16 protein-coding genes, 1 tRNA gene and 3 pseudogenes are annotated in these 15469 nt (G+C 49.1%); 6 read left to right on the top strand and 14 right to left on the bottom strand.

Annotated elements, in window-relative coordinates; all coding sequences use genetic code 11:
• The first annotated feature begins 272 nt into the window (after nt 1-272).
• Nucleotides 273-419 (top strand): hypothetical protein, encoded by a 147-nt coding sequence (locus tag H7A79_RS01430; RefSeq protein WP_167743204.1) that lies wholly within the window; start codon nt 273-275, stop codon nt 417-419.
• Here H7A79_RS01430 and H7A79_RS01425 read toward each other — a convergent pair.
• Complete coding sequence (locus H7A79_RS01425; protein WP_187000829.1) at nt 416-1168, bottom strand: hypothetical protein; 753 nt, start codon at nt 1166-1168, stop codon at nt 416-418. The genes H7A79_RS01430 and H7A79_RS01425 overlap by 4 nt on opposite strands.
• A 645-nt stretch (nt 1169-1813) precedes the next feature.
• Between H7A79_RS01425 and H7A79_RS01420 the strand changes: the two genes are divergently transcribed.
• The 4 genes and pseudogenes from H7A79_RS01420 to H7A79_RS01405 all read left to right on the top strand — a co-directional run bounded on the left by H7A79_RS01420 (nt 1814) and on the right by H7A79_RS01405 (nt 3835).
• Nucleotides 1814-2209: a single-stranded DNA-binding protein gene (locus H7A79_RS01420; RefSeq protein WP_187000828.1), complete on the top strand. Its 396-nt coding sequence runs from the start codon at nt 1814-1816 to the stop codon at nt 2207-2209.
• A gap of 326 nt (nt 2210-2535) precedes the next feature.
• A complete protein-coding gene (locus H7A79_RS01415; RefSeq protein WP_187000827.1) occupies nt 2536-2802 on the top strand; it encodes a lipopolysaccharide heptosyltransferase in 267 nt (88 codons plus the stop codon).
• Nucleotides 2799-2888: pseudogene (locus tag H7A79_RS01410) on the top strand (helix-turn-helix domain-containing protein); the annotation flags it as partial. The gene H7A79_RS01415 and the pseudogene H7A79_RS01410, both read left to right, overlap by 4 nt.
• Before the next feature lie 113 nt (nt 2889-3001).
• Nucleotides 3002-3835, top strand: coding sequence for a site-specific integrase (locus tag H7A79_RS01405; protein WP_246408015.1), 834 nt, complete (start codon nt 3002-3004; stop codon nt 3833-3835).
• A 210-nt stretch (nt 3836-4045) separates the two neighbouring features.
• On the opposite strand, the gene H7A79_RS01400 is transcribed toward H7A79_RS01405, so the two are convergent.
• Both H7A79_RS01400 and H7A79_RS01395 read right to left on the bottom strand, forming a co-directional pair.
• A tRNA-Ile gene (locus H7A79_RS01400) sits at nt 4046-4121 on the bottom strand.
• A 49-nt stretch (nt 4122-4170) separates the two neighbouring features.
• Nucleotides 4171-4413: a hypothetical protein gene (locus tag H7A79_RS01395; RefSeq protein ID WP_135037712.1), complete on the bottom strand. Its 243-nt coding sequence runs from the start codon at nt 4411-4413 to the stop codon at nt 4171-4173.
• Nucleotides 4414-5792: 1379 nt separating this feature from the next.
• Between H7A79_RS01395 and H7A79_RS01390 the strand changes: the two are divergent.
• Nucleotides 5793-6446 (top strand): annotated as a pseudogene (locus H7A79_RS01390) (IS1595 family transposase).
• A 2-nt stretch (nt 6447-6448) separates the two neighbouring features.
• On the opposite strand, the pseudogene H7A79_RS01385 reads toward H7A79_RS01390, so the two are convergent.
• The 11 genes and pseudogenes from H7A79_RS01385 to aroG all read right to left on the bottom strand — a co-directional run bounded on the left by H7A79_RS01385 (nt 6449) and on the right by aroG (nt 15276).
• Nucleotides 6449-7015 (bottom strand): annotated as a pseudogene (locus H7A79_RS01385) (VirB8 family type IV secretion system protein).
• 304 nt (nt 7016-7319) lie between these two features.
• On the bottom strand, nt 7320-7532 hold the full coding sequence (locus H7A79_RS01380; protein WP_187000824.1) for a hypothetical protein: 213 nt from the start codon (nt 7530-7532) through the stop codon (nt 7320-7322).
• A 1-nt stretch (nt 7533) separates the two neighbouring features.
• Nucleotides 7534-8013 carry a cytochrome C oxidase subunit III gene (locus H7A79_RS01375; protein ID WP_187000823.1) on the bottom strand — a complete coding sequence of 160 codons (480 nt, stop codon included), beginning with the start codon at nt 8011-8013 and terminating at the stop codon, nt 7534-7536.
• Between the two features lie 21 nt (nt 8014-8034).
• Nucleotides 8035-9006, bottom strand: a complete 972-nt coding sequence (locus H7A79_RS01370) for a TrbL/VirB6 family protein (protein ID WP_187000822.1) — start codon at nt 9004-9006, stop codon at nt 8035-8037.
• Between the two features lie 49 nt (nt 9007-9055).
• Complete coding sequence (locus H7A79_RS01365; RefSeq protein ID WP_187000821.1) at nt 9056-9286, bottom strand: conjugal transfer protein TraH; 231 nt, start codon at nt 9284-9286, stop codon at nt 9056-9058.
• A 13-nt stretch (nt 9287-9299) separates the two neighbouring features.
• A complete protein-coding gene (locus tag H7A79_RS01360; RefSeq protein ID WP_187000820.1) occupies nt 9300-9959 on the bottom strand; it encodes a TrbJ/VirB5 family protein in 660 nt (219 codons plus the stop codon).
• 125 nt (nt 9960-10084) lie between these two features.
• Nucleotides 10085-12412 (bottom strand): VirB4 family type IV secretion/conjugal transfer ATPase, encoded by a 2328-nt coding sequence (locus tag H7A79_RS01355; protein WP_246408013.1) that lies wholly within the window; start codon nt 12410-12412, stop codon nt 10085-10087.
• A complete protein-coding gene (locus tag H7A79_RS01350) occupies nt 12366-12815 on the bottom strand; it encodes a VirB3 family type IV secretion system protein (protein WP_187000818.1) in 450 nt (149 codons plus the stop codon). Before H7A79_RS01350 ends, H7A79_RS01355 begins: the two co-directional genes overlap by 47 nt.
• Before the next feature lie 15 nt (nt 12816-12830).
• Nucleotides 12831-13151 carry a TrbC/VirB2 family protein gene (locus tag H7A79_RS01345; RefSeq protein ID WP_135037608.1) on the bottom strand — a complete coding sequence of 107 codons (321 nt, stop codon included), beginning with the start codon at nt 13149-13151 and terminating at the stop codon, nt 12831-12833.
• Between the two features lie 89 nt (nt 13152-13240).
• Nucleotides 13241-13864, bottom strand: coding sequence for a lytic transglycosylase domain-containing protein (locus H7A79_RS01340; protein WP_246408011.1), 624 nt, complete (start codon nt 13862-13864; stop codon nt 13241-13243).
• 365 nt (nt 13865-14229) lie between these two features.
• Entirely contained in the window at nt 14230-15276 is a 1047-nt protein-coding gene (gene aroG, locus H7A79_RS01335; RefSeq protein ID WP_187000817.1) for a 3-deoxy-7-phosphoheptulonate synthase AroG, read from the bottom strand.
• Nucleotides 15277-15469: the final 193 nt, after the last annotated feature.

Genomic DNA, 15469 nt, shown 5'->3' with positions numbered 1-15469 from the left:
CATTTTTCAGACGGCCTGCGGCTCTACGCCGCACCGCACACTTTCCTTTCCGCTCCCTCCATCATAAATCTATCAATTTCCAAACCATTAATTACATAAATTAACAACACAATCTCAGAAAAATATCAATTCAAAGTCATAAAATTTGACAGTAATATTTTAATATTTCAAAATATCAATCAAAAATAAAAAAGCACAATCCCGCAAACCACCCAAAAAACAAAACTCACAAAACAACACATATTAAAACGTTTCTTTACTCGGAGATAACCATGATTGACCGCCTGATGCCCATTTTTGCCGTTATCGGCGTATTGTTTATGCTCGGCTACACCGGCTTGGCAGCTTGGGCGGTTTACAACAGCCTGTTCCCTTTCAAGAAAAAAACACTCAAACGCACACCACACACAACCGTCTAACAGCAACACGAGCAACACAATACAGCCCCCCCTGATCCCCGCATAACGGCCGCTGGTCGGGCTGTATCATTATTGATTGGGCAAGCTGTGAATAACACCTTTTCCCGTTTTTCTGATAACAGGCCGTCTGAAAATGCGTAATTACTGAAACCCAAACCGCTGCTGTTTTCAGACAGCAACATACCGAGACCGCGCCCGACACCCTTGGCAACAGAAGAAACCGCCCCTCCACCCGGCAAATTATCCAATGCCGCTCCTGCCGTCATGAGCACCCGAATCATTACCTTGTTTAACTGCATCTGCCAACTGTTCAGAATAAGTATCAACGGCCTTTGAAGCTGCACTGCCAACCGCACCCCGCAATAATTGCGGCATTGGCCGTCTGAAAACATTTTCAGACAGCCTTTGCGCTCTGTTTGGGCAACCGGCGGGGCGCAGGGCAGAAAGTCGTGCAGGGCCGGTTTGTGATTCGGCTGTCTGCAAACGCCTGCTGACCGATGGCCGGCTCGGGAAAGCAGTTGATAAAAAGCGGGCGGTTTTTCTTTCGGCCGCCCCCGCCGGCAAAGCGGGGAGGCATCGGACGCCGGCATATTGACGGGCGGTGCCGCCTTGCTCCGAACCGGGCAGGGAATCCGGCAAAGGCGGGATTGACGGCCGTCTGAAACGGACGCGCCGGTATCGGGCATGGCCGCTTCAGACGGCCGGCCGAGTGATAAAACCGAGTTCCTTTCAAATATCTGCCATAGCATTATCGGTTTCCGCCGGCGGGCGGCGTGATAAAACTTTTCATCCACAGCGTATCGCTGCAACGGAGTTATCGGTTCCTGCCGACCGGAGTAGTGATAAAACGGCAGCAAACGCCCGCATAACGACTCCCAAGTTCCCGGTTGCCGGCCGGCGGCGTGATAAAAACCGCCCGCCCGTGCGCTCGGCTTTTTCGCCAACGCCCGAAAATCACGCAGCCGTTGCTTCGGCAGACAACACAAGCTTCCCGGCATCAAAAGTGTGAGCAGCCCGGCCTTTTCCAACGCACGCCCACCGTCTGCAACCGGCGGATGACTGCGGGCAAAGAAAGTGTTCCATGAGCCGGAAAACCGGTTGGGCCGGTTAAGGCGGGAGCATATTTCAAACGCCTTCTGCTCGGTGCTTACGGCCGCTGCCGTTTCTGCCCGTCTGTCGGGCAAGGAGGCGATACGCGCCGATAATCCATAAAACGCCCTTCTGGTTTTTGCCTCTGTCAGATAAGGAGGCGATACGCTTCGGCAGTTCCTTTCTCGGCACAACCCGGTTTTGCCCTCCTGTTTGGATAAGGGGCTCGATACGCACACACGGCGGTGTTTCCATGCTGCCGCTCCCCAAAACGCCGCCGCCCGCCTGCTTTGAAAGGATGAAAAATGCCGTACATCAACAAAATCGAAATCATGGGCAACCTCGGCAAAGACCCCGAATTGCGCCATATGCCCGACGGCACGCCGGTTGCCAAAATCAACGTGGCCGTTTCCGAAAAGTGGACGGACAAATCCACCGGCGAAATAAAAGAGCACACCGAATGGTTTGCGGTGCTGCTCTACAACCGCCATGCCGAAACCGTGTGCCGCCATATGAAAAAAGGCGATACCGTGTTGGTGTACGGCAGGCTGCGCACCCGCCTCTACACCGACAAAGCCGGTGCGGCGCGGTCGGTTACCGAGGTTGTCTGCAACGAAATGCAGATTATCCGCACCGCCGGCCATGCCCGGCAGGGCGTAACGGAAGAAAACACAGCCGGCGGCATTTACAGCATGATGTAAGGCCGTCTGAAACGCCGCTCACAGGGTGGCTCAATTTCAGACCGCAACTGCGGCCCGGTTTTGGAATGGAATTGACAATTGCATTTGCGGCGGCTTTGGTGCTGATGATGCTGTTCGTTTTATATTAGTGATTTGAGGATACTCAATGAAATTTGTTATTAGCGGCTTGTGGTTTTGTTTCGTTTTAATCATATTTCGTTTTTTATTACAGGAAATACTTCCAGTGTTGAGACGATGCTGCCGGGTTGTGCTCTTTTCTTTACTTACATTAAATTACTTGGTCAGAGTTTGACGAATGACCGGATAATGCAGACAGGTGAAAGATTATGCTGATTGAAACTGCTCCTATTGTCCGCACCATTAAAGTCTCTGCGGGATACACCCCGCCGCAAACCGGCTACCCGCATTACCGGCTGTTACCGGTACAGACAGAAGCAGGCAGATTCTACTGCCTGCTTTTTTACGTTTCTGCCGCAGACTATCTGATAATCGAGCCGAAAATCAAACGGCATTTGGCGGTCAGAAAGCTGGCGGAGTTTCTGAAAACCGCCACCTACCCCGTGTATGAAACCGTATATGGAGCATCACTGTGAAAACCTACGATGTAACCGAAGCGGCGGCCTACTGCAAATGCCATCCCGAAACGATACGGGAGCATATCCGCGCAGGCCGTCTGAACGCCTCAAAGCCCGGGCGGAAATACTGCATTACCCAGCCTGCCCTTGACGCTTTTCTGCATGATTCGGAAAATGATGCCGTGCAGGCATCGCTCGGAAACAGGAGTGAAGAACAATGCCGATTTACAAACGCAACAACGGCATATGGTATGCCGATATCTATTCGCCGGACGGTAAGCGCATTAGATGCTCGACTGGAACAAAATGTGAAAAGGAGGCACAAGAGTATCACGATAAACTGAAATACGACCTGTGGCGGGTAAAGCACTTTGCCGAAAAGCCCAAAATACTGTGGGATGAAGCCTGTCTGCGCTGGCTGGAAGAGCGGCGCGACAAAAAGAGCCTGATCGATGATGAAACCAAAATCCGCAGGCTCACCGCCTTCAGGGGGCTGTATCTGCACCAACTGGGCAAAAGCCTGATTATGGCCGAAATCGCCAAGATTAAAGGCAGCAATGCCACCAAAAACCGCTATCTCTCGTTTGTCCGTGCCGTGTTGAACAAATCCGTAAAAGACTGGGACTATCTCAACACGGCCCCCAAACTGACAGGCTACCGTGAGGCGCGGCGGCGCGTCCGCTGGCTCAGACCCGATGAAGCGGAAAAGCTGGTTGCGGCACTGCCCGACTATATCGGCGCAATGGCAGTATTCAGCCTGAACACGGGCTTGCGCAAATCCAACGTATTGAATCTCAAATGGAAGCAAATCGACCTGGAACGCAAAGTCGCATGGCTGCATCATGACGAAACCAAATCGGGGCACGCCCTGGGCGTGGCACTGAACGATGCGGCATTATCCGTTTTATTCAAACAACGCGGAAAACATCCCGACTCTGTGTTTGTCAACAGGCGCAGGCAGCCGGTTTGCGACATACAGAAGCCGTGGAAAAAGGCGTTGGAAGTGGTCGGCATCGAAGATTTCCGCTGGCACGACCTGCGCCACACATAGGCAAGCTGGCTGGTTCAGACCGGTGTTCTGCTCGCTGCTTTGCAGGAAATGGGGAAAGTATTGAGATGGTACGCCGATACGCACATTTGTCTGCTGAACATTTGCAGAACCATACGGCTTTATTGGATAGGATTGGGTTTAATCATGGCACAAATTTTGCACACTAGAAAACTCCAGCAAGCACAATTATGCGCAATATATTGATTTATATGGTGGGTCCGGTGGGGTTCGAACCCACGACCAAGGGATTATGAGTCCCCTGCTCTAACCCCTGAGCTACAGACCCGAGTTATAAAGAAACAATATTGTAAACATATTCTGCCATTGGTACAAGGCTACTGTAAAGTGTGGCGAGCAAACAGTGGAAAAAGTTTTAGGAGCTGAAATAGATTAGCAGTCGAGACAGGCCTGCTAACATGAAAATAGGCTACCGTAACAAAGAAAAGTTTCCAAAGGAAACCAATTGAATATTTTGTATCGGAAACCATCGCATGTTGTGGGCTACCGATATCCTGAGTATTTAGCCCAATACTGCCATTGTCTTTTACCGCAAAAGCTGTTGCATCATCAGCTATCATTTGGTTCTGGGGTAAATCAGGTTTTTGAGAGGGTGTAGAATTGGAGGTGTGCTATTTAAGTGGCAAGCGTAGGAATGCTTGGTGCCAGGCTTTCCTACGCTCATAGTGAGCAACGCCCAAAAAGAAAGCTTGTTTACTGTGGTTACGATATGTACACTGATTTTATCCGCATTCAATGATAAGGCGCAGGCGGTGTCTTTAATTTCTAAGTTCTTAAATTTGCTACTAATAGCATGACAGATAACCCGTTCGACCAAGTCAGTAATGCGCCTTTCCGATCTTTGGTTAACAACGGTACCGGTTTACCAAAACCATGACCAGTACCACTTACACCGATTTGGTGATGAAGCTTTTCATGCTGTCGCGGCTTTGCCTGGTGGCTATGCGCCAGTCTTGGAAGATAAACCAGATAGTCATCAATACGCTGGTTGATGAGATGACCAAGCCAAAGCCTCGACTTAAACCACCATGATAGAATTATTCGATTTGGTCTTGCTGTGGCTTGGGGGTATTTTGGGCCGTAGATGCTGTAATCGTATCCGGTGCAAAAGGCCATTCCCTTTTCGCTTAGGGATTTATGTGGCTACATTTGTCATAACTATGTTGGGCGTTGCATGCTTGCATGGCTTAGCTACCGCTTTTCTATCATTCTCGTCAATAACGGCAAAAAAAAATCTTCTACTGAAGTTGCCACTCTATCGAGCCGAGTCACTACCCAGCAAGCATTGGCAAACGTTGCAAATGCATAGCAATTGGATGATTCACATTGTTTTAGAACCTGCTCAATAGCTCTTTGTTACGCTATGGCCATATAGAAAGGCGTTGCAAGCAATTGCTATATTTCTGCCTGTATTTTGCGTTCTCTAGCATGTCAAGCACTTATTTCTGCTGTCGCGGGACCGCTATTTTATAGTGATGCACCACCATTTCTGCGTGGTAGAACTTCTTCATTGATATAGCCATCCATTTGCGGACTCATCGGTTGTGTAACAACCATCCCCACAAAACCAAACGATGCAATCCCAGCCGATGCCATTTTTTTAAATCGTCTGCATTCTTAATCTCCTTTTTACTTTTTATTTATTTGTCGTCGTCTTTCTTGTTGGTATTATCATGCTGGTCTCGATCGCCGTTGTTAGACGAGTCGCTACTAGTATGTTTTCCCAGTGTTGTTTTAACTTGTCTCATTTGAATTAACCGTACCTTGATTGATCTTCCGACTAATGCCACGATTTGTTATCAAATCTAAGAAAAAATACGGCATTATGCAGTAGTTGCACAAATTTGATTTTGGCTTATTCATTAGAGATACGCTGCATGTGTCTGCTACAAAAAAATAGGGGGCTGACGTAGATTAGCGGTCATGACAGGCTGCTAAAATGAAGATAACAAACTGTAAATTAAGCAAAAAAAGCACAGAAGACACTACTCAGATATTTTGTGCCGGAAGTTACCGCCGTTCGGCTGCCGATGTCTTGGGTATCCGGCCCAACACCGCCATACTCTTTTACCGCAAAATCCGCCTCGTCATCAGCCGTCATTCGGCCTTGGAGGCCGATCAGGTTTTTGAAGGTTCCGTAAAGTCAGATGAGAGCTGCTCCGGCGGTAAGCGCAAAGGAAAACGCGGCACAGGAGCCGCAGGCAAAGTGGTGATTTTCGGCATCCTCAAACGTGGCGGCAAGGTCTATACCGTGGTCGTGGATAACGCCAAAAAAGAGAGTTTGTTGCCTGTTATTACGAAGAAAATCATGCCGGACAGTGTGGTGTATACCGACAGTTTAAGCAGCGATGATGTCCCGGATGTCGGCGGTTTTCACCACCATAGGATTAACCACGGCAAGACATTTGCCTAGAGGCAAAACCACATCAGCGGCATCGGGAATTCTTGGAATCAGGCCAAGCGTGTGCTGCGCAAATACAACGGAATCGACCGAAAGTCTTTTCCCCTATTCTTGAAAGAATGCGGGTTTCGTTTTAACTTTGGCACACCAAGTGAGCAGTTGAAAATCTTGCGGGATTGGTGTGGTATTTAGGGCTAAGCTACTTCAGCCCCAAATTTAAAGGCAATGGTGGCAATCATCTTCTGCGGCGGGATGGGGTCGGCGCTTTGCCCCGCAGTAGGAAGTGTCTGTTTGGTAAAGCGGACTTGGGCCAAATCACCGACAAAAGCAATGTTAGTTACTTTTGCTACAATTTTGAAGTTCTGTTTCAAAACCTTGTGCGGGGCAGTCGGCTGGTTATAGAAAGCAGTAAATTCGGACTTCACCGCCGACGCACTTATCAGGGTCGTTGCATCGTATGTGGCCTGAATCATATCTCAGTCATGGCTTTCGCGATAACGCACATATTGTGACAGCCAATATTTATTGATCACTTCATCGTAGTGCATTTCTTTATTTTTGACCGTGGTGATGATATCCACCGCACCTGTTGTATCGTTTACCCGCTGGTCAAACGGCACCGCCTCTTTCAACGGAGTAAGTCCCATAATGGCACCAACGGACAAAGCACTTACGGCCAAACTTCCAAAAAAGCCTTTTTTCCAGCTTTTGGCTTGAGACAGCGCAGATTCAACCTTTGATTTTTCAAAATCAGCAGACATCTGCATCATTTGGGCAACCTGCTTATTCAGGCTTTGTTCACGCTTTTTCTCTTCTGCTTCGGCACGCTCGGCAGCGGTTTTGGGTTTTTTGCCGAATAATTGTTTAACGGACATTGTTTACACCTGTTGCGGGTTGGTTAATCGGAAACGCAGCCCCGGAGGGTTGCGGCGGTTTGCTTGAGCAGGCAGCAACAAGTGTTGCAACCGCCAAAGCCAATATTGTTTTTTTCATCATTCTGCCTTTCGGAAATAAAAAAAAGCCTGCCGATAAACATCAGCAGGCACACAGTTGGTTGTATGGAAGTCATTTAATCCGGCGGCCGTTCCGGTAAACGGGCGGATCATCGTCATAATATGGCGGCGGAGGCCCCATATGCGGGCCAAAAATCATGCCGAAGAGTGCCAATCCGAAAAAGGCACTCAACAAGCCGAAAGCAGGGGCGTAATACCAGTCGGGAAACAGCACAACCACGGCAGCACACGCCATTGCAAGAAGAAAAGTAACAACAAACCGCATATCAACCTCCTGTATTTTTAGAAGAACCGAGTGCCACATCGTTAACGGAGCCGCTCCAATCCTTGCCGTTAAACAGATTTTGAATGACAACCGTCCCACCATAGCGGTCTTTCAGGTAAACGGTATAAGTACAGAACATCCAGCTGAACATCCCCGGCCGAAACTGTGCCTGATCGAAGTTTTCCCACCGCACACCGCGTATTCCGCGCGTCCAGGGGAAAAGGCCGCTGTAAAACCAAACACCGTCTTGATCCACAAATGCTTTACATTGGCGGATTTGGTACAGTACATAACCGAATCCTGCGAGATAAAGCACGGTTAAAACCCAAAATACGGTATAGGCAACAGCCTTATTTTCACCCAACACAGAGCCGATACCGGCAGAAATCATCCAAAAAACAGACGAAACCAAAAACAGATATAGCAAAATACCGATAACGGTATACTGGACATAACCCAGCCACGAAATACGGGCAACCATAAAACTCCCCCTCTCTTATCTTTAAGATGGACGGCGGTTAGGCGAAATAGTTCCCCCGGTTCTGCGTCCTGCCGCATTGGCAACGGCATTGATCGTTTTGCCGATTGCGCGGCCGGCAAACCCTCCCGCCCTCGCCATCTGCCCCAACTGACGTGCCGCCCCCTGTATGGCCGTTCCGCCGGTCAGCGTTGAAGCGATATTGGGGATATTGAACGCCACCACCAAAAATACAATGGCCTGCAACAGAAACAGTGTGGGCAGTTCCTGGGCTTTCATGGCATCTACGAAAAGCGCTCCCGTTAGAAACGTTTTAACCGCATAATTGAAAGCCTGCATCTGCACCATCGTCAGCAAGACAAACATACAGGTGGTAATGATGTAGTTCAGGCAGGAACCTATCCAGTTGATGCCGTATTGCCGGGTGGACGGGAACAGCAGGCAGCCCAGGAAAAAGGGGCCGAGCATCAATACCAGCGCCAGCGAAATTTTGGCCACCATATAATAGGCGAATGCGACAGCGATAATCAGGGTGCCGAATACCACAACCGTCAGGTTGATTTTGAAAAAAATGGTCAGATGGGCGGGAATTTCATACCAAGTGTATTTGTCATGGATATTGTAGATTTTGCCGGACAATTTCATCAACTCATTCCAACTGGCATCCATAGCCGCGGCATCCACTTTATAACCGCCGGCAAACGAAGAGGCCAACTCGTCGGGCAGTTGGTAGATAATCATGGCCAACTTCATAAACACCGCCGGCGAAAACGAGAGGCAGATGACCGCCACCCAGCCGATGGCGCGTTTGGTGAAGTCCACCATGCTTTCGGCGCTGCCTTGTCCGTGGTACGAGATAACCACCAGCAGCACATAGCAGGCAAATGCCGCTTGGAACAGGGGGCTGATTTCGCTAATCAGATAGCTGCTTTTTTCAAGCAGGTTCTGCCCTAGATCGGCCCCGAACAACTTGGCCGTTTGGCTGAAATACGTCATTTCCAACTCCAAAAAGCAAAGCCGCCGTTAAAACGGCGGCTTGTTTTTATCAAACATTAAAACTATTCCGGCGGTCTGGGATATTTTTTTCGCAGTCTATATTGGTATCGTTAATGCGGTTTTCCCGGGTACAGCGGTCGCGTTTTTTGTTCATTTCCGATTTTTCCCAATCCTTTTGAGTGATTACGGGCATATGGTTGTCAGAAACGTTTTTTTCGGGTTCTCCGCAGGCGGACAGCATCACTGCTGCAGCAGTAATAGCAAGCAATGAAATTTTCATATCTCAATACCTCTTAAGTGCAGGATTTGTTGGTGCCGTTAATGCGATTCTCCCGGATGCAGCGATCCCGAGCCTGCCGTTTTTTCACTTGGACTTTTTCGTCCAATACCATAAACCGCTCCATCATATCCAGCCGGGTTTGGTTCTGCTGGATATAGGCATTTTCTAAGGCAATACGGTTTTGCAGGTCGGCGGCGGCCTTCGCATCCTGAGTGGTGTTTACCCGGTTCATCAGTGCCTTGATATTCTGAAAGCGCAGTTCGGAATCTTTAATGGCTTTCAGCGTCAAATCAAAATGTTTGACCAGCCGGTCGTTATCCGCATTTTGGTTATAACCCTTTGAGCCCAACAAGTCGTTAAAGTTCCCTTTCTTTGCTTGTATCGCGGCATCGTAAACCGACTTCCATTCGTCGGGCAGTTGCTCGAGAGCTTCGGTTTTGAGAATGTTGCCCAAATTGCGGTTGCCGGTCAGGGCTTTGACCTGGTTTTTCAGTTCGGTAATCTGCTTCACTTGGTTTTCAATCTGCTGCCCCATTTGGATGCCTTGCTGGACAGCCTGGGCGACAGCGGCTCCGTCAAAAACGGGAATGCCGCCGGCTATTGCCGGGGCAGCGGAAACCATCAGGCCGACAGCCACAGCTGCGGCAGCTTTTTTGATTGTGCTCGATTTCATCGGAACATCTCCTACGGATAAAGAAAATGCCGCTTTGTGCGGCAATGGAAAAAAACCGCCCTGAAGGCGGAGGGGAATAGTAAAAGGCCGTCTGAAACATTTCAGACGGCCGCCCGGTTTCGCGGTTATTGAAACTTACCGCTGCGTTGGCGCACGGCTTGATAAAACGGTTCAAGCCAAACATCGGGATCGTCGCTACCACACTCATCCATAACCTGATGCAGAATGGAAACATTTTCCGATGTGCCCGAAAGCACGGTCATTTCATTATCAAACCCGTGTAGATCCATCGTGCAGAACACGGACTGCTTACTCTGTTTGATTAGAAATATACGGCTCTCTTTCGGCTTGGTCATTAATTCGTTGAACTCCTTTCTGCTCAAACCGCACCGTTGGTAGCTGCCTTCATATTCACCCTCAGGGTTGGGCAGGAATATTTTGGTCGGTGTCTGTTGGATAAGGGCCGGGAAAATATCGACGGCAACGGCATCTTCCGGTGACTGGGAATCCAAAATCATAAATTCTCCCATTTTCCGGCCGGTTTTGAGTGTTTTGAACATCATGCCGGCAGTCATTTCAAACCGGGCGGCGTGCCAAAATTCAGCCACTACCGATACCAAAAGGCTGCCTTCCTTTGCTACCCGTTCGGACATCATTTCTTTGAGATAGAACAGATAAGAAAGCACAGGGCCTGTCGGCTCGTAATTGGGTTGGAGAATACAGGTAACATCCAATCCGATCCGGTAAAATTCTTCAGGATTGAATGTGTTGCTGTCGTTATCCAAACACCACGCATACTGACCGTCTTCGCTTCGGCACCACTTCGACAAACGGATGCGTAACGAATTTTCACTGTACACGGGCGGCAGGCTTTCCATCAGCCGGCTGAAATTACGCTCTTTGAAATCTATTTCATACAAAGTATCCACCGCCATTTTGATTTGCTGCTTCTCTTGTGCGGTGGCTCCGCCGGCACATAATTCAACCAATCCATACAAGAACATACGGTGTTGCGGCAAGTCGGGTAGTTGAAAAGGATTTAATCCGCTGGGTACACCTTCTTCTACCGCAAAATATGTTCCCCGTAAAGCCCGGATCAGGATTTCCATGCCGCGATCCAAATCCAATACGAACATATAGGGATTGAAACGGGTAAGGAAAGACAGAATAACCGATTCCAAGGCGGTTTTGCCGGTGCCGGTTGCGCCGAGAATCAACGTATGTCCGGCTACTTTTTGCCCAAGGCTGTTTACGTCGATTTTGCTGTGGTGCAGGCTCAGGTTAAACAGCGTATTGGATAATGTTTTCAGCGGCATTACCGGAGAACCGTCGCCAATCGGATTGCCCCAAGACTTTCCTTGAGAATAATTGTGCATTCCAAATACCGTAGCAAGATTGGTAGTGGTTTTAGGAATTTTACGCGGGCGGATTTTGTAGCCCAATACTTGGCTGTAAAAAGTGGCCGGCATCGACAAAGTGGACGGGACAAAGCGAAAACCGCCGGAAGTCAGAAACTCAGTAAATACTGTTGAACCGTTGGTGCGTGCTTCATGCGCGGTTTTTCCGTAAACCACCAAAGTTCCAGTGTATTCGCCGAACATCATCCGGCCGGCGGCCAACTCGCCTTTGCCCTGTTTCAGTTCGTCTTGCTGGTCTATTGCCTGGTCCTGCACACTCTCAAGGGCATTAACCTGTTTGTTGATTTCCGTCTGCATCTCGGCATTGTCGGTGTACACGAAAATCTGTGTCAGCGTGTACTCGCAGGGAATCGACAGGGTGTTCACCAACACCATGATTTTGCTGATACCGAATTCTTTCAAATCGTAGCAGGTGGCAAACTTTCGGCTGTCTGCATTGCGGATTTCCATTATGTCTGAGCCAAAATGTACGCTGGCAGACGGAACTACGGTGTAGGCAGCACTGGCCGATAAGGGAATATCTTCGCGGATACCGCCGTTAATCAGGGTGCCGATAAACTGATACACCTCGGAAAACATTACGCCGTTTTCATTTTCATATGTACCTAAAATATGCGGGTCATAGCTGTTCAGACCTTTGGCCATTATCTCCAGCAAATCGTTAATTTCTTCCAGGCCGTCTGAAAACGTGTCGTATTTCAGGATAACGGAAATGTAAAACAGGTTTTCGTAATAATCGGCCTTGTTGAACTGCCGGATATAGTGTTCGGCAAACTCGCGGCAGAATTTGGTATCAAAGTGATATTCGCGGTTTAAATTAATCCGCTGCCGCTGTACAGTTGTCCAAATGCCCAAGCGGTTTCCATATTGTTTGCCAACCGTATTAAACAGCCGCTTTAATTCACTAAACGATGCAATCAGGTGCTTGTCGTCCACACCTTCAAACGGGATACCGTCCATTCTCAAAACGAATCCCAAACGGCCGTCTTCAAAATGGACGATATTCTCGGCAACGTGCCGACTGAACCGGGGCAAATAATCTTGCGGCGAGCGCTGCTTCGTCAGAATCCTCTCTAATAAATCGTTCGTAGTCATGACGTTCTCTTCCAAATTTAGTGGGCATCAGGGTAAGTGTGTTGCCGAACAAATCGGCATTGCGGCGTTGGATATGCCAATAAAGCTCCAAAGCTATAATGTTGACGGCTTGGTCATCCCTTTGGGTCATCAGCTTTAAGAAAACCAAAAATGGGACAGCCATCAAAAGTATGGCAAACGCTTTCAAGTCTAAAAACTGCATAGTAAACAGGGCGATTAAAACGAAAATACCGACGATCGTAATCGCCGGTATCATCGGAATACCCCAAACCGTAGCTTGCCGTGACAAACCTTCATAGGTGTTGTACTCGGTGTCTATGTTGATGTCAGGTAGATTCTGCATAGGGGACCTCAGTTATTACAATGTGACGCTCTTACCCCAATCCCACAACGCTTTGGCAATTGCTAAAGATGCCGCACATCCTACAATCCATGCACAAGCCTCTAACACATCGGACCAATGCTTTTTGCCCAACTTGCCCCATAAGAAAGTACAGAGCAGCGCGAGGCCGGCGAGAATACCCACAATGCCGTAAAAACCGGTAGTAAACTCTTTAATGCCGCTTTCCACAGACGAAAGCCCGCCGGCGGCAAGTGCATTATGGGCGGCAACAACAAACAAAGCCGCCAAAGAAAACTTTGCGGCTTGCTGCCCTTGTTTTTGATTCATCGGTTTCATCAAACAAACTCCCAAAAATAAAAACCGCACAACGGCGGCAGATACAAAAAAACCGGCCTAAGCCGGAACACAGCTACCCGAGGGTAAAATTAAAACTCTTGGAACACATCCCACGCCGCATATTGTTTCGGCGGCGGCGAACCGGCTGCCGCCCGGACAAAAGCCGCACGGGCGGCCTTAGCAGCGGTTTTATGCGGCTGATAGGCCGCTTCAACCAACGCGCTGCGTGTTCCCGCCGCATGGGCGGGGTTGCCGCTCAACTGCGCGTAACGGTTACGCACCAGGCGCACATAATTGCGGGTTTCCCGGTAGGGCGGAATCTCACCGTACCGATCCACCGCCCCCTCGCCGGCGTTATAACCGGCAAGCATCAGATCGATATTGCCGCGATAGCGGTTGCTTAAAAAACGCAGATAGCGCGTACCGGCCATGATGTTGTGCTCGGGGTTGTACAGGTATTTCGGATTTACCCCCATCCGCGCGGCAGTCGGCGGGATAACCTGCATCAGCCCGCGCGCGTCTTTGTGCGAAACGGCATACCGTCTGCCGCCGCTCTCCCGTGCCATCACCGCCCACACAAGGTTTGCATCCAAACCCTGCGCCGCCGCGTGTTTTTCTACCAAATGCCGGTATTGAGGATAAGGCGCGGCAAAACAGACGGCAGATACCGATGCCGCCATCACCGCCAAAACACTAAAAACGGATTGCTTCAAATCAACCTCCTGGTCTTAAAAAGAAAAAACACAAAAAAGAAAACACAAAGGTCGTCTGAAATTTCAGACGGCCTTGCCATCAGGCATATGGCGCATCTCGGGAACGCGCCTCAACTGCCGATAAGGATGACTTTGTTCAAAGATGCTGTTTGCTTTTCCCAAAAAGAAAAAACGAAAAATTAAACATGCCCAATAGCAAAAGGCAGGCTTAAGTTTTCGTTTTTGAGTGTGTGCCTGATTTGTGCCTAAAGGCTATTAAAAAAGCTGTATACGACGGCAATCCATGAATAAATTATTATTTAATAACAATTAGTTATATCTGTATTTTTGGATTCAAAAAACTCTATTTTCCAGCCAAACGGTATTTACACGCGGCTGCGGTTGGCTTCGGCCAGCAATGCCAATAACGCTTCGGTTGTATCCCAACCGATGCAGGCATCGGTGATGCTTTGACCGTAGGTTTCCGGTTTGTCTTGGCGGCCTTCCACCAAATGGCTTTCCACCATCACGCCCATAATATTGTTTTCACCGTTGCAGATTTGCTGTGCCACATCTTCGGCCACGGCCATTTGGCGTTTATAGTCTTTGCAGCTGTTGGCATGGCTGAAATCTACCATCAGTTTGGGCGGCACTCCGGCCTGCTCGAGCCGGGCAGCCGCGTCTTTCACATGCTCGGCACTGTAATTCGGCTCTTTGCCGCCGCGCAGAATCACATGGCAGTCGGGATTACCTGCGGTGTGTACAATCGCGGAATGGCCGGTTTTGGTAACCGAGAGAAAATGGTGCGGATGGGAAGCCGCGCCAATGGCATCGATAGCGATTTTCAGATTACCATCGGTGCCGTTTTTAAAGCCGACAGGGCACGACAAGCCGCTGGCCAGCTCACGGTGGACTTGGCTTTCGGTGGTGCGCGCACCGATGGCGCCCCATGAAATCAGGTCGGCATAATATTGCGGTGTAATCATATCGAGAAACTCGGTAGATGCCGGCATACCCATATCGTTCAACGCAAGCAGCAGTTTGCGCGCCTGCCTCAGGCCGAAGTTTATATCGAATGAGCCGTCCAAATGGGGGTCGTTGATCAAGCCTTTCCAACCTACGGTGGTGCGCGGTTTCTCAAAATAAACGCGCATCACAACCAGCAGCTCTTTTTCGTATTTTTTGCGCAGCGGCAGCAGCCGCGCGGCATATTCGAGCGCAGCACCCGGGTCGTGGATAGAACAGGGGCCGATTACCACCAGCAGGCGGTTGTCTTTGCCGTGAACCAACCCGGCTACTTCCCGGCGGGTTCGGTAAACCAAATCAGAAGCAGCTTCACTGATAGGCAGGTCATACAGATGGGCAATCGGCGGCAGCAGTTCTTTGATTTCTTTGATTTTTACATCGTCTGTTTGGCGGTGCTGCAGGTTCATGATGGTTCTTTTCTATGCAGATGAATCAGGCTGGAGAGCTTAGCGGCTTAGGCGGGATATGGCAAGCCAAAAATCCACTTTCCGGCTATTTTATTGTGTAAATCTATATTTTTTATTTTTATGAAAATTTAAATTTCTTAATTTAAGAAATTATAAAATTTTATATCAATGATTTCATATGTCGGAATGCCCA

Source organism: Neisseria musculi, from assembly GCF_014297595.2.
Taxonomy (GTDB): domain Bacteria; phylum Pseudomonadota; class Gammaproteobacteria; order Burkholderiales; family Neisseriaceae; genus Neisseria; species Neisseria musculi.
This window is presented reverse-complemented; position numbering and strand designations above follow the sequence as displayed.